The organism is Parendozoicomonas sp. 209JJ7-1 (genome assembly GCF_058147085.1).
The window spans coordinates 36829-53077 of the sequence record NZ_JBYVJU010000001.1; the positions used below are offsets into that span (position 1 = coordinate 36829).

Genomic DNA, 16249 nt, shown 5'->3' on the forward strand with positions numbered 1-16249 from the left:
ATTAATCATGGTGCAGCCTAACGCGACTCCCATAATAGAAAACCGAGTATAGCCGACCCTTTGTCTGACCTACTCCTCACCCCGTCACCTGACGTACAATGGTTTTTTTCTTCGCTGGAACCTCTTCAATGACCCAGGGCGCAAACGCCAACCCGGCCCTTAGCCAGAATCTTCACAACACCCTGCAACAATATTTTGGTTACTCATCATTTCGGGAAGGACAGGAAGAGGTTATACAGTCTCTGGTCTCAGGGCACTCTGCCGCCGCTATTTTCCCCACAGGCTCCGGGAAATCCCTGTGTTACCAGCTGGCAGCCCTGCATCTGCCCCATCTGACCCTTGTTGTCTCTCCGCTGCTGGCTTTAATGCAGGACCAGCTCACATATCTCAATGCCCATAATATTCCTTCTGCCAGTATCGATTCCGGTCGCAGCAGCGAAGATATTCGTGCAACTATGCAGGCAGCCCGCAATGGCTCCCTGAAAATACTGATGGTGTCTGTTGAGCGGCTAAAGAACGAAAGGTTCCGGCAGTTTCTCTCGGGGGTTCAGGTCTCCATGCTGGTGGTGGACGAAGCCCACTGTATTTCCGAATGGGGCCATAACTTCCGGCCGGATTACCTGAAGCTGCCGGCCTATCAGAAAGAGTTCAATATTCCCCAGGCTCTGCTGCTCACAGCCACAGCCACCCCAAAAGTGATTGCCGATATGCAAAGTAAGTTTTCTATTGCTGACCAGCATATTGTCCGTACCGGGTTTTACCGCCCGAATCTCGATCTCTCAGTGGCATCAGTGGCTCAGGAACAGAGGAACCAGGAGCTGATCAACTGGCTCCAGCCCCATAAATACCAGCCCACCATCGTTTATGTCACTTTACAGAAAACCGCAGAAAACCTTGCTTCGATGCTGCGGGATAACGGTATCAACGCTATCGCCTACCATGCGGGCATGAACAGCGAACAACGGGAACAGGTCCAACAGGCATTTATGGAAGACCAACACCGCTGCATTGTCGCCACCATCGCTTTTGGTATGGGCATCGACAAAAGCAATATTCGCGCTGTTGCCCATTATGATCTGCCCAAATCCGTTGAGAACTATTGCCAGGAAATCGGTCGGGCCGGAAGGGATGGCGAACAGGCCCACTGCCAGGTACTGGGCAGCCGGGACAATATCCATGTACTGGAAAACTTTGTCTATGGCGATACCCCCGGTTTTAAAAATATACGCAGAGTATTGATGGCCATTCGGGAAGCGGGCAGCCAGTGGGAATTTCTGCTGAACAGATTGTCCAGTGACACCAATATCCGCCAGCTGCCCCTGAAAACTCTGCTGGTTTACCTGGAAATCCAGGGGATTATCAAACCACTGTACAGCTATTTTGCTGAGTACAGACTGCAGTACCGCCTGCCTCCGGAAGAGATTATTCAGCACTTTAAAGACGAACGTCGTGAGTTCGTGGAAGCTCTGCTGCGCAATGTGCGCATCGCCCGTACCTGGGGTTCACTGGATATCGATAATGTCTGCCGGGGCTATCCTAAAGCTGACCGCCCCCGCATTCTGAAAGCCCTGGATTATTTCCAGGAACAGGGCTGGATTGTGCTGGAAAGCCAGCAGATGACCGAGGTTTATCAGGTTATTAGCAACCATTTTGTGCTGGATGAACTGGCTCGCTCACTCCACGAACTCTTTGTGCAGACGGAACAGAACGAAATCAACCGTATACATGCCATGATCGCCCTGTTTGAAAGCGAAGAGTGCCTGAGCCACCAGTTGGCCAACTGGTTTGGTGATGATCAGGCTCCTGAGCACTGCGGTCATTGTTCAGCATGCCACCATGTATCGGTGGCCTTTCCCGCCCATATCGTTACACCAGCTCCTGAATCCGTGGACTATCACACCCTGACCTCGGCCCTGTTCGCCAGACTGGAACAGGAACAGCGCACCGACGCAGAACTCATTACCCGCTTTCTCTGTGGTATTACCATGCCTCTGTTTACCAAGCTTCGGGCACGCTCACTACCCGGCTTTGGCGCTTTGGAACAATGGCAGTTTCAGAAAGTAAAACGATGGGTGCAACAGTACATTTCGGTCGGTGTTCCAGCGAGAAATTAGGAGCCTGTTGAATGCTCCCGCCGTCTTGCTGTGAATTTATAAAAAAATGTCTATAGGATTCAATCCTCATATCACCTGACATAATGAATCTATAAAATGGTCGATTACCTCCCCATTCCGGGAGGTGATTTTGCTGTGGGGTTGTACAAGTGCCGAACAAGACCATTGACCTGAATAAGGACCCAGTCAGAACAAGCTTTCTGCATTTTCTCATGCCTGCCATTACCGGCATGATTATCAAATCACTGTATGTTGTCTTTGATGTGGTGTTTATCGGTCATAGTCTGGGGCAGAACGGCCTGGCTGCGATCAACATTGTTATCCCCTATTTCGCCTTTATGTTTGCCGTATCCATGATGATTGGTGTGGGCGGCGCAGCCCTGATGGGCATCCGTTTTGGTGAGCAACGCATCAAAGAAGGCCTGGCCATCTTCCGTCAGGCCCTGACCCTGATCGCCCTGGTGATGGTGTTTATGTCCTCCGCCACCCTCTACTGGCTGGATGATATTGTCCGCCTGTTCGGCGCCACCGGTGACCTTGTCCCTCTCGCCAAGGATTATATGGGTACCCTGACCCTGTTCTCCGCGCCCTATGCTACCGGCTGGGTAATGTCGAATTTTATCCGTAACGACAACAACCCCAAACTGGTGATGAACGCCATGATTATCAGTGCGGTCACCAATGTCGTGCTCGACTGGCTGTTCCTGTTCCCCCTGGACTGGGGCATGCCCGGTGCGGCCCTGGCCACGGGTATTGCCCAAATGACCATGGTCATCACCCTGCTGTTTCATTTCCGCCGCCCCAATTGTCGACTGCGGTTCCACCTGGTGCGTCTGGAATTCCCACTGGTTCGCCAGATTGTCAGCAACGGCCTGCCGGCATTCTTTATGGAAACGTCTATCGGCGTGCTGATACTGGTGTCTAACCATGTACTGTTGTCCCTGGGCGGCAGCCTGTACCTGTCGGTATATACCATAATCCTGAACTGCATGTGGCTGGTGGTGTTGCTGGTGTATGGCGTGTGCCAGGCGGTTCAGCCTCTGGTGAGCTTTAACCACGGTGCCCGCCGCAGTGCCGAGATTCTGGAAACTCTGAGACTGGGACTGAAGCTGATTACCGGTATCACCCTGATCTGCTCAGTAGCAGCCCTGATCTTTCCCCAGGAAATCTTTGCCCTGTTTATCTCCGAAACCAACGATGAAATGATGGCCCTGGCCAAAGTCGCCATGACCGCCTATGCCCTGGCGCTGGTGCCCATGGGCATTAATATTCTGGTGGTGAGTATCTACCAGTCCATTGCCCGCCCGACAATATCCAGCATACTCTCCCTGACCCGGGCCCTGGTTCTTCCCACTGCGGGACTGGTAGCGATACCGGCACTTGTCAGCCGGGAGATGGTGTGGACCAATGTCCTGGCAGCGGAACTGATTGTCGCCTGTGCCAGCGTCATCCTGCTGCTGGCTTACCGGAAAAAACTGCTGCGCAAAGAGCCGGTTTTACAGCCTGCGCAGGTAGAAGCCTCCCAACCCAAAGAACGGCATGCCGCCTGAGAAAACAACCGGGCCTGCATTTCCCTGAAAACCGCAGGCCCGGCATATACTGTCAGTATTCCTTCATAAAACTGGCAGCACATGGAAGCGCGCAAACCAGTCCGGTTCAGTCATATGTACCCTGAGAGCTGGGAAAAACTTCAGCATCAGGGCGCAAGCCTGCACAGCTTTAACCACCATCAAAAACAGGTACGGGTCACCCGTGGCTGGAAGCGCAACCGGGTTGTAGCCGCCATTATTGGTTACTTCTCCCGTCTGAGTTCCCCCAAACAGCACCCGACTGTAAGCCAGGAGCTGTTCCACGCCTATATGCACGAACTGGATCAGCAACATTCCTCCCCGAACGCTCCCCCAAACGAGCCTCATAACGCCAGCCTGCGCAGTCGTCAAATTTCCCCTGTTCCCCCCCGCAAGTCTTCCGGTGAAACCACAGCCCTTTTTGAGAACCGGCAGAACCTGCACCTGGCCGCGGCCATGCAGCTGGCGGAACTGGCCCGTATCAGCCAGTGTGATAACCAGATACATCTGCAGTTCCAGGATATACCGGTGAGTGCCGCCAGAATCCGTAAGCTGGACCACTGGGTTAACTGCACCCCGTCACGGCTGGTGTATGAATACCTGGCCGCCGGCAAACAGCAGCAGCTGCCGCCGCAGTTTATCTCTCTCGTTCTAGTTCCAGACCTGACTGAACAGCTCTGCGCCGAAACCGGGCTGTTAAACAGAGATGCTGCGCACATTATCGATAACCTGTTGCTGAAACACGGTATCCAGAGTTCGGCCGACCTGAGCCTGGAAAATATGATGGAGGTAAAAAATGCCATTCGCCGGTTAAGAACGGAACATCACCGGGTGGTGTCCGCAATTGCCGCCCGGGAAAACCATCTTCACAACACACCGTTATCCAATAGGCCTGTTCCATCGGGAAAACCCCTTCAGGAGCGCACAGCCACCAGCTGCCCGTCTGGTGAGAATCCCGAATCATTGTTGACGGAGCGGGGAGCTAATCTTGTTTCCGTCAGACAGCACTTTATCAGCCATCTGGAAAAATCCGGGGTGCCACGCCCCAGGGCCATTCGAAAAGTCGAGAGTATTCTGGCCCGGCACAATATTCATGGTGACAATGATATTTCCCTGACCCGGTTTATTGCCCTGGCCGATGAAGTGGCGCAGATCACCACACAAGCCAATGCCCAGCTGACGAGGGTAAGATCCAGCGAACTCTCCGTTCTGGATTATATCGCCCAGCTCTCCCCATCACGCCAGCGCACCAGAACTCAGCGTGCAATTCACCAGCGTAGAATCCCACAGCGGAGCCTGGGACGCTCCCGCAAACAAAGCATGCCAAAACACTCACCAGTACGAGTGCAGAAAGACAGTGATGGCCACTGGCAGATCCAGGGCAGGCCGACCCTTGAGCAACCGGACACCGAGCCGGACATTATCTGCGACAGTGATGATGAGTGGCTTATCAAACATCAGGTGGATAATGGTCACCTGTTGCGTATGGCCCGGGATTTCGGCATGCGCATTCTGCGCTGGTGTAGTCGCAACAAGAGGGTGATTGGTGTCCAGGCCGGTTTACTGCTGATGATGGGAACCGTGTATGGTGTTCAGACGGGGGGTATCTCTGTAGCCATTATGCTTATCACCTATATGATCAGCGGCGTGGCGTGGATTGCTATAGATACGGTGGCTGACCGCCTGCACCGTATTTATATACGACGTAAGCTCAAAAAAGCCGACACAGCCAGAGCCAGCCGCAGCGGGGCCGATGCCCCGGGAGAGGAAATTGATGATTACCTCAACAGTTACAGCTGGCTGACCCGTCACGGCGGTTTGGCGGATATCCTGAATAGCTTCCGCAATCTTCAAAGCAATGTTGAAGCCATGAAAGACAAGCCCGAGAATCTTCATTTGAATGCTAAGGAGAGAGTCAAACGCCGCCGGACCCAGGCCCTGTGCCAGCTGCGCTCTATCCAGATGGCCGGTGCCTTTGAAAGCCTTGATCAGCTGGTGGTGGAAGGTGTGCAGGAAGTCAGCCGGCTGGATCATCACTTTATCGAGAAGTTTCCGGAACTCTGGCAACCTTTTGAAACCCTCGACCCGCGTACCCGCATGAAAATCTTTAACGACGCCGCCAACAGCCCGGAGCTGAAAAGTCATCGGTTCCAACCCAGGCAGAATTTTACTGGCTGGGTACGGGATACCCTGAATTATCACCACTCCGACGTTGATATTGTCGCCCTGACCCTAGAGCAGGCTCTGAACCTGGAGAAACCCCTCAGCGACCAGGAACTGGAGATTGATACCCTGACCGCCCGCCTGGGCAAACCCGTCGACACAGGAACCAGAGCCGCCAAAGCCACAGCAAAAGCAAGCATCAGCTTTATTGATACCACTCTACGCAGCACTCTCTGGCGTTATATAGAGTCAGCGTTAACTAAAGTCTTTACCGGAGTCAGCCCCACAGCCGCGGGACTGGCCCCTATTCCCACTGCGGCGGGTGCCATATTCTGGATATACAGCTTTGTTGCTACCAAGGTGACCGAGAACCTGAACAGGCTCCACAACAAGGCCGCAGTAAAAAAATATACCGCAACTCACCATGATGACCGGTTTGATACCGGTTTCTTTCGCGCCAGCCAGAGCGAATCAGAAAAAGAACTGGCAGTAGCCGCAAGACAGGATTACCTCAAACGGCAGAAAGCCCTGCGCCGGGAGGCCAAGGAAAACACCAGCGAACTGGTAAAAACCATCAGAAAGCTGCGCAGGGAAAAGCAGAAAATAGACGACGAATTACAATTCCAGCTCAAAAATAATGGACCTGTTAACCATCAACAATATATCAACAGAGCCATACTGATTCTGCGCCATAAAATGCTGGAAAAGCAGGTCTATGAAAAAATGAATGGTGCATTTGGCCATATGCACCATGAAACCGTTAAGGCGACATCCTGGCTGCAGGACAGCGCCGGTATTTATCGACACCAATCCTCTGATTAGTCCTCATCAAATCCTTCGGGAGGCAATGGAATACCCCGCTCTTTCATCCACTCACCAAGAGCCTCATGAATATTGACAAGAATTGCCGGATTCAGCGGACTACCTTTAGCGGTAGATCTGCAGACTCTACTCCCGATAACCTGTGCAGCTGCAGATGTATAGCGATAGATCGCCTTCACCTCGTCTTCGCTATAACAGCTCTCTACAAACGCCCTGGGGTTATACATATGGTTGCTTAGAATAATTCGCTCACCGGCTCTCGTATAATCCCCCTTGGAGAATTTCGGTAGAGGCTCTTTCCCTTCCTCCGCTTTTTCAGCAGGTGGAGTCGGGTTCATAAGAACCGTGGTTTTTTCCTTCTGTGCTCTCCTTTCTCTCTGACTGGCTGGCTGCTTTCCTTTGCCCTTTCTCCTGCTGACTGCCTGCTCTTCACTTTCTATGGAACTGGAATAACTCTCTTCTGATTCTATTCGTAGTCGTTTTGCCAGTGGCTTTACGGTTTCACTGTCACAGCTATGTTTCTCCATCTCACTAAAATCCACAGATTTCTCACACCCCAGACAGGTAAACCATACATTCTTACGTTGCTCCTGGATTTCCAACCGTGAAGCGTCAAACTGCGACTGAGAAAACATTTTTACTTTTCCCATTTTATCTCGACGACAAAGCTGACAGCTTTCTCTCTCCATGTAATAGTGCAGGCAATCCCGACATAGCAGATGCCTGCTTTTACAGATCTGACTCTCCCCCAGTCTGGATTTATCACAGAATGAGCACTCCTTCAGAAGATATTCCTCCGGGAGATAAGCATGGGATATAGAGAAGGAGAACCCGGAACTGCTGTTAACAACAACTGGCTGCTCCGTCTGTAACGTTTCATAGCCTCCAGAGGCTTGACTCTGGGAAAACGGTAACGGTGTGTAGCGATCCATGGGTGTGACTCCTGGAGAAAATCTCTTTCAAGGACTGATTTTGAGTCACAGGATATTTAAAGATTCCTCTCTCTAACCATCCGGTTAGGTGTTGTCAACACTCCTGGAACCGGCTGCCTGTTCAAGGATATCTGAATGGATATGCTGATCTGTCTGCTGTTTCCCCCGGAGGCTGACTTCTGATTCATCAAGGCCTGGAGATAAAGACTTTCCGGATGACAGTGGCTGTTGGGAAAAAGCTTTTCCTTTTTTCTGGAGGATACGCCGCAGCATACCGGTGATATGAATTTTGTGTATAGCATTACTGCCAGACACCGTCTGCTCTTCAACAAAGTCGACTAACCCTGAGACTATCTGCGTCAAAGCCGGGGACACTCGGGAAACCCTTATAAGAAGAGGGTTACACAGGCTTCCAAGCAACCCTGTTTGCCTGGGCGTATTTCTGACTATCTGGTCAAGGGAGATCAGTCCATGCACTACGCAAACCAGTACTCTCAGTTCCTCTAATGCCTTCCCATCCAGGGCATCTTCATCCAGCGTCCCGGTTAAAGCATTCAGCCAGGAGACATAACGTTCGGAGTGGGACAATGGATCTTTAAGAAATGCCTCAGAAAACAACAATTCTCGTATATCCTGAACCTCCCGGATGGCCAGGCTCCAATCCGGCTCAATATCAACTGACGCCACATCAACAGGTTCTATATTTACAGGCTCTATATTTACAGGCTCTATATTTACAGGCTCTATAAAAGCCTGCTCTATTTCTTCAGGCTGTATCCATTCCTCGGCGGTTTCTTCAAGGTACTTCTGCCGCTGTTCATAGAGCTCCATCAGCAGACGGGTATCCCTGTCATCTACGGCATAGGTCATCACATTATCTAAAACCTGTTGGAATTCTGCCTGCGGATCATGCAGGTGATGTTTTAGATAACGAATACCATGAAGGATGGAAACATTGCTCTGCACAAGTTCCGCAAGTGTTTCCGCTTCCGCCGTCAGGAAATTTTCATCCTCCAGCCCCTCAGCCAGGCAGTGCCTGTCCGCTTCCGTCGCCTTGAATGGCTGGATGCTCAGATATTTAATCAGCGTACCCAGAGCTTCGCGGTTCCTGCCCCTATCCTCAGAGCAAACCTCTTGTACCAGCGTTTGCAGCTCCGACACACTGGCAGTGATGCCCGGCACCGGCTCTACAGACTGCTCTGCCTGAAACACCCCAGCTATCTTCTTTCTCGCTTCGCTTTCAGGCTGGCACCTCTTCCAGATTTCCAGCAACCACTCTACCTGCTGTTCCCTGTCCGGCAGATTCTGCCATTCATTCGCCTTTATCGCAGTCAGTAAGTGACAACAGACGTTTGCTGTAAGGGCGGGAACAAGCAGATACAGTTTCCTGTCTTCACTCCCCCGCCCACCTGTAACAGTTTCCAGGGTGCAGAAAGTATTCAGTTGATCCCATACCTCAGAATAAGTCGGTTTTTTGCGCAGGCTTTCTATAAAATCCAGAATACAACGGCAATCTCCGGCCTGGGCCTGGTGAACTTCGCTGACAGGTACTCTCTTCACACCTGTCGACCTGGGGGAAGGTTTATAGTCGGTAACAGCCTTTGCGGATAACACCTGCTGTTCACTGATAGCTTTCGGTGAAGATAATTCCACCAGTGTCTTTTGCAGCTCTGTAAGCTTCCGTATAAACGTCAGGTCATTTTTATCCTGTTCTATTTTCCTGAAACATTGAGAAAGAAAATGGCCAAGACGCTCTTTATAGTTATAGGATGAATGATATTCCCTGATAGCCTCATATTCTTCCAGCCGGACATTCAACTGTTCCAACTGCTGTAGTTCATAAGGAGGCTCACCGGTCACATTCTCTTTTACTCTGACCCTTACCACCTTGATTTTCCCATTGAGGACGTTACAGATTTTCGTGTCCAGATCGACAATCATTGACTCCTGACAGGCACCGGGCAGCTGAAGTATCTCCCGGGCCAGTTCCGTCAGATCATCCAGATTTTGATTAAGTTTATGAATCCTGTCTGTCAGCTTATCCAGAACCTTTGTCTGGAACACCTGTCGTTCTTCCGGGGTATGGCACAGATAATCAAGGACAACCATCTCCCGGGAAGACAGGCATGCTTCTCCTGCCTTTTGCCTGAGCTTTATCAGCTCCACCCGGAGTGCATCGCGCACAGGCTCAGTCAGCCTGGCATGTTTATCCACCATCTGCCGGAGTTGAACCGGCACGACAGCCTGTTCAAGGGCTGTTTTCCCGGAAAGGTAGAAATCCTGCGCTTTCCAGACATTCAGCCGCTGGATCAGCGTATCTACCTGTTCTTTCAACTCAGTTCCCAGTTTCCGCCGTCCTTCCAGTTGTTCAACAATCCGGGAAATATCAGCTGTTAACTGCTCACGGGCCAGTTCCGGGATTTTCTGTTTTTCCCTTTCCTGAATACAGAAGTGCTGGCAGGCCAGCCACCTGCTTTTCAGGGTGGCTTCCTGGCCAACCTGGAAAGTTGTCTGGGGGAACATTGTTCTCAGAAGCCCCAGGGTTTCTTCCATCGCTTCCGGGGCAACTGCTTGACACCTCCCAACAAGGTTCAACAGTGCTTCCAGCTGAAAAGGGGTAAAAAAAGAATAACGCTCTAATAACGGCCGTAGAACCCTGTTCAGGTCGTACTGCCTGGTCTGCTCCAGCCATTTCAGAACAACCTTGAGAACCTGTTCCCTCTGCTCCGGATATTCCTGGGCCAGAAGATCCTCAAGTAAGTCGTTAAGAGCCAGCCCCTTTAACGGGAGCGGCATGGCTCCCAGCAATGCTGGCAGTTGCCGGCTTTTCAGCTGACACCAGCCTTCAGATTTTATGGTGTTATAAATACGCAGCAATTCTTCAGCACTGAAACCCTGCAGCCAGAAGTCCGGTTGCGCCAATCCCAGAATAAACTGCAACAGACTTTTATTTTCCGGATTCTCACGGAGCAACCGCAGAAGAACAGACTGGGGAGCATTTTCCAGGTAAGGGGATGGGTTCGACGCAAGGTAATTCAGGGCGGCGTCTGCCAAACCTTTCGGCAACAAGCCTTCCTGGCCTGCCAGCATCCGTAAGAAACGGGCGCTATTCAGCTTTATTAGAGCCTCAGTATCAGCTGTGGAATTATCCGCCCGCCACTGGCGCACCCTTGAAGAAAACGACAAAGGACAAATTTCCCCAAGGGTCTCCCTGACTTCCAGCCCACACAGCAATTCAAAAAGATTACCCGGTTTTTCAGCGCAAGCATTCTTTGCACGGCCTACCGCCCCAGCGGGAAAGCTCTGGAACTCCGGCTTATGTATTTTTGAGAGCAACGTCATGAATCTTTCCTCTCCTTTAGGAAGAGATGACAACATTTGCGTCATTTCTTCCCTCAACAGGGTATCAACCCGAAGTTGATCCTCTTCCCCTGCGGATTTTGGCAGCGCGGTCAGCCAGTTCAATTGAATTTTCTGGTTCACCGGGAGCTTTCCAGCCTGTATGCGGTAATAACGAGCCATATGTGAACGCAGTCCGTTAAGCTCAATACTCCCCAGTTTTTTACCTTCCCGACTCTGCTCAAGGGCCTGGATAACCTGATCATGGCACTCCGCAACAGGAGCCGGACAAGAACCAGCTTCTTCCATCATAAATGTCTTCAATACCCGGGCCAGAATCACTGCCGGGCATGCAGTAATAACGTCAGGGCAGTATTTTCGCACTGTGCAACAGAACTGGCAGGCTTCTACCCATTCGGCTCTGGTGCCAGCACTTTTCAGGCTTTCGTGACATAGGGATACAATCTCCCCCTGCTTATCCTTCAGGGTTGGTATTTCAGATAATCCTGACAATTGGCTTAAGACATGGTGAATGGCACCGTAAGGACGGGGAGACTCCTCCAGCAACCTCTCCAACTGTTCGACCATGAGTTCGGCCAGCGGTCTGGTGGTTATTTTTTCCAACAGGGCGAGCCAGTCGGAGAACAGTTTTTCCCCGCCCCCTTTTCGTAACCGCTCATCCAGACACAGACCGGCAAGTTTTGCAGCCTGCTCCTTATTCACCAGTGCCGGGTCTTTCTTACACAGGGTGAACAGATCATTCATTTCCTCCCGTGATGCGCCATTGGGAGAAAATGCCTTATTTTTCAGAGTTTCAAACCGACTCTTTTTCGAGACCTTCCCAGTCTCGGGTTTTCCTTTAAAAACCGGAACAATATCGTTGACGGCATTACAAATATCACTCAACTTTTCCAGGCTACAGCGCACCGGATCACGGGACAGTAAATTTGAGCTGTAAAACTTGAGCACACCCAGAACCTCCGGCATATCCGGGTCATCAAGCAGAAAATAAATATTTTCAGCTTTCATCTTTTTAACCAACTGACTGACCAGACCGGGAAACTTCGGATGGTCATACAGTTTCTCTTCCCTGGCCACTATAGCGGTGAGGTGGAACAGGATATGGGGGTCGTCGCTCTCAGCCCATACCATAAGCTGGTTCACATGATGCTGCCTGATATCATCTGTACTGTTTCTAAAATTGTCATAGTCGGCCAGGAAACGGAAAACCGGCTGATGGGTAAGCCATGGGCTTTTCTTAATGGTGTCCCATGTTGGACAGGCCGATAAGGCTTGTTTCTCTTTCATCTCCATACGAAGCTTGAGTACCCAGGATGGGAGGTAGGCCAGGGAGCAGCCATGGGTCAGATAACGGTCTGCGGTCTCCCTGGTCTCAGGGCCTTTCATATAAAGCAGTGCCAGTTGATGGCAAGCCGCGGGATCTGACGCCTGTATACCCGTGGCAATCGCCCCGCGTTTAAAACAATCCCGGGCCTTCTCTATACTCTCCCTGCGCTTAATAACCCCCATCAATGTCCATGCGTGGGAAAAATGCAGATCAGCAGCAGACTGCAGCCTCAGCACAATCTCTTTATCTGTATCGACTTTTGCGCAGAGTCCAAAAATCTGGAGTTGAGACAAAAACATTTGATAAAAAGCGACACCGATCCTGTACCCTTGCGCTATCTCCTCACTACGATTCTCCCCGGGGGCGGGAGCTGAATTCAGCCTTGCGATAATACCCACCAAATAACCGTGAATATTTTTAGTTTCCCCTTTATAGAGTGATACCAGGGTGCGCAATAGCGGGAGAACACTGCTGGAAATTCTAGTCTCATACTCCCTTGTAACTGATTTTCTCCTGGTCATCTTGTCATGCAGATACATCAACCAGATAAAACCCGGATCCTCCGTTCGCTGATATTCGGCAAAAAGACGCTGCGCAACCGAATAGGGTTCCGCATTCATCAACCGGGAAAAATCAGTCTTTGAAGTCAACCTGGGGAAGCAATACTGCTCCTCTTCCGGAACCGGGTCTGGCCAGGGTATGCTGCAGAACAGGCGCAGCATCTCTACAGGGTTAACCGGCAACAGGTCAGGGCATTCCCTGCAAATAAGCCCTACCCCCGCCACCAGCCCGACTGGGGATTCCATCAATAACGCCCGCCTCATCAATGCCTGCAGGCGAAGCGCCCATGAAACCTTGTTTACACCATCACCTATTTCCAGGTGAAGGTTATTAATAATACGCTCGGCCAGATCACCATAAACACTGCCATCACCGGTGCGTTCTGCGATAGTGTCCGCCAAATCCAGCAAGCTCTGGTATATTTCATCAGAAAATCTGCCCTGCCCCTCTCTTAATCCAGGAGTGGCAAAAAAACGCAGTTGCAAGAGCTGGTTAGCCCACGCCATCAACCAGTTAAGGGTTTCTCCTTCCGGAACAGGCCTAAACTTCTCAATCAGATCCGAGGCCGGAACATGGCCCCAGCCACAGGCCAGATAGACGACGGCCGGCCGCAAAGCCTGAAGGCAACCCATCTGTGCTGCCTTATGAAGGAACAACGATGCCTCTTCAGTCTGCTTCAGGTGGTGACAGGCCATGCCCATGTTGTAAAACATTAATCCAATCTGCTTTTTCTGTTGGTCACTGAGTTGAATATCACTCAGGACATAATCAACCAGTACCGATTCCAGAAGGGGCAACAAGCGAGAATGAACATCTCGACACCGCTTTCCCGGAGTATCGAAATCCAGGTTACGCTTGGGCAGAAATTCCTGCAGCTTCTTTATCGCATTCGGAACATAGCGAAAAGCGACAGGTTGATGGAGCTGTATCGCCTTCTCCCTCAGCCTGGCTGACCATTGATAGATATCCCGCATTTCCGGATGTGTCATTAACTTATCAGCCATTGTCGTCTCCCACTGGCTGAAACAGGAGGGAATAACCATCCGGGGATACAGCCCGGAATCTGTTCGGTAAACAGTCATGCAGGCCCATTCACAGCAAACCCGCTCCAGAAGCTCTGCCGCTTCACCATAGCAGCCCTCCTGCTCGAAATTAGCTGCCAGCCGACTGGCATATGCTCTATCACCACTCAGGGCAAATGCCTTTTTATAGCCACTTTCCCAGATATCCCGCCGACTATCATGGCTGTCTGCCTGCATAATCAGTTCACTGGCAACAAGCTGGCTGCCGGGATCACTGCGCCGAAAATAGCACTCCCGCTCAGTCATATTCTTCCTGAGAACATCAGCCAGCTGTTCCCTGGTTACCCCTTCGGGAAGATCAATAAAGCCATTCGAATGCAGTTCCAGCAGGCGGAAAGCAGCATTTTCATCCCGAAAGAACAGCTCCGACGAAAACGACAGTGGCCATATCGTCTGCTTTTTCGCGGCCATCACGATCAAACGTGCTTCCGGCGTATGGATGTCTTTCAGAGTCTCCTGCAACATATCCAACTGCCCGTTTTCCAGTTGAATCCGGGCCTTCAACACGGCCGCGCGGTAAGAACCTTTGGTGATCAACACATCCAGGCTCAACTCTTTGGGTCTTCCAAACAGGTCACAGGCCTGCCTGTACAGAAGAAAATAATCATCGGGCTGGGTATGCATATCAGGGGTCTGGCAAAGCGTATTAGAGGCCAGTTCAGCCTGTCTCAGGTCTCCTCTCTGCAGAAAGAAATCCCGCTGTCCGGCATAGGCCGCAGCGCGGGCTTTCTCTGATGCCCCCTGGTGCAGGAAAAGCCTTGCCAGGGCCTGCCCGGTGGTATCTAAAGGCTCCTTACGCCAGAGACACCCCAGCTGACTGGCCGCCGGATCAAAGCCCCGATTGAGGGTGAGCAGTGTCCGGTACCGGTGTGCCTTTGTTAGCTCCATCCTCTGCAAACCACCCGGGTTCATACCCATCAGCCTGAGAAACCCCTGGCTGTCCCCGGCTGCAAGCATCCTGTCCCGAACCTCCTCTGCATTCAGTTTCTCTTTATTTAAAGGCGTTGTGCTCCTGCCCTGCCCCTGCTCACTGTGCCGTCGATTATAAAATTCAATAAGACCCTCGACATACAAACCATCCGGCCATTTATTAACGATTATTTTTGTAAGCTCACTGCAAATAATCGATACAGGCGGTCGCTTTCCGAACTCAGTCAGATAAGCCCTGGCCAGCCCTGAGCTGGCTATCGCCTCAACCGGTCGGCAATTTTTATTGCACAACTGCGGAGTGCTGCTGAATTGGGCCAACCAGTCGGATTTGATTAATTGGGCGGATGGCGATTGCAGGGCAACGGCCTGTTCCAGCAGAAACCAGGCCCTGCCGAGATCCTTCTCATACCCCAGGTTACCGTCCATAGCCGCTTCTGCCAGCTCCACCAGCACAACAGCATCACCCGCTTCAGCGGACCAGGCCGCCACCTTCTCAAGATAACGCCGGTCTTCTTCATCCAGTACTTGTTGGGGCTGCCAGCCATTTGTTCTTTCTATGGCTATCTCATAACAAGCCAGCCCAAGCCAGTGCCCGGCAGAAGGAAAACCCTCCTGCCAGGCAATTCTGAGTTCTTCAGCAGCTTGCTCCGGATTATTCAGAAGAATGCCCAGGGCATACCAGAAGCGAGCATCCAGACACCCCAGTTCCCGCCCCTCTCTGAATTTTTCCACCGCCCTGTCTTTGTCCTTTTGCAGCAGAACAATACCTTCCATAACCAGCCGGACGCCCTTGACATCAGTACCGGGCATATCTTCCAGAATCGACGCCAGACACTCATATCTCTCACAAAGATCTCTGCATTGCTGGGGGTTGCCGGTTACGAGTATGTTACGGGTCTCGGTCAAGAAAGTTTTTATCTGCTCTGAAGCCTCAGGAGTGAGTTCTTCCTGCTGCAGCACCAGGGAGCAGGTATAGAGATGCATCATCTCAATGCGCAGACCTTCCTCTTCCCCTGCCAGAACCTCCTGAAAAGAAGGATCACGATATAACCTGAGAACCTCCTCTAATTTATCCTCCTCTGCATGCTTTCGAATGGCATCACAGGTTTCCGCAATGGACTCCTCAACGGAAATCATCAGTGGGGGTGCGGTCGATGTTTGAATGGCCCGGTCTAACAGGGAGGTACTGACAGAACTGTCTGCTGTCTGGACAACAGGTATCTCTCTCTGCGAATCAGGCGCAGATTGTGAGAGTAATGATGAGGTGGACCCGGAAGCATCCAGGGGTCCGGATTGTATTTTTTCCATAGCATCCTGCTGATACCTGACCTACCAATTCTCAGACACTTGGATATAACGACTGTGCGGGGGAAATAACTGCAATGACAGA

Annotated in this window: 5 protein-coding genes; 3 read left to right on the forward strand and 2 right to left on the reverse strand. The window is 51.5% G+C overall.

The annotated features are described in order from the left end of the window. Positions 1 to 128 precede the first annotated feature (128 nt). The 3 genes from ACY2RQ_RS00160 (at position 129) to ACY2RQ_RS00170 (ending at position 6667) form a co-directional block, all read left to right on the forward strand. Positions 129 to 2114: a RecQ family ATP-dependent DNA helicase gene (locus tag ACY2RQ_RS00160; RefSeq protein WP_490110923.1), complete on the forward strand. Its 1986-nt coding sequence runs from the start codon at positions 129 to 131 to the stop codon at positions 2112 to 2114. Between the two features lie 149 nt (positions 2115 to 2263). After that, a complete protein-coding gene (locus tag ACY2RQ_RS00165; RefSeq protein ID WP_490110924.1) occupies positions 2264 to 3664 on the forward strand; it encodes an MATE family efflux transporter in 1401 nt (466 codons plus the stop codon). 81 nt (positions 3665 to 3745) lie between these two features. Further along, positions 3746 to 6667 carry a hypothetical protein gene (locus tag ACY2RQ_RS00170; protein WP_490110925.1) on the forward strand — a complete coding sequence of 974 codons (2922 nt, stop codon included), beginning with the start codon at positions 3746 to 3748 and terminating at the stop codon, positions 6665 to 6667. On the opposite strand, the gene ACY2RQ_RS00175 is transcribed toward ACY2RQ_RS00170, so the two are convergent. Both ACY2RQ_RS00175 and ACY2RQ_RS00180 read right to left on the reverse strand, forming a co-directional pair. Next, positions 6664 to 7599 carry a hypothetical protein gene (locus ACY2RQ_RS00175; protein ID WP_490110926.1) on the reverse strand — a complete coding sequence of 312 codons (936 nt, stop codon included), beginning with the start codon at positions 7597 to 7599 and terminating at the stop codon, positions 6664 to 6666. The genes ACY2RQ_RS00170 and ACY2RQ_RS00175 overlap by 4 nt on opposite strands. Positions 7600 to 7683: 84 nt before the next feature. Further along, the gene (locus tag ACY2RQ_RS00180; RefSeq protein WP_490110927.1) at positions 7684 to 16167 is read right to left on the reverse strand and encodes an SEL1-like repeat protein; all 8484 of its coding nucleotides are present in this window, start codon (positions 16165 to 16167) and stop codon (positions 7684 to 7686) included. Positions 16168 to 16249 lie beyond the last annotated feature (82 nt).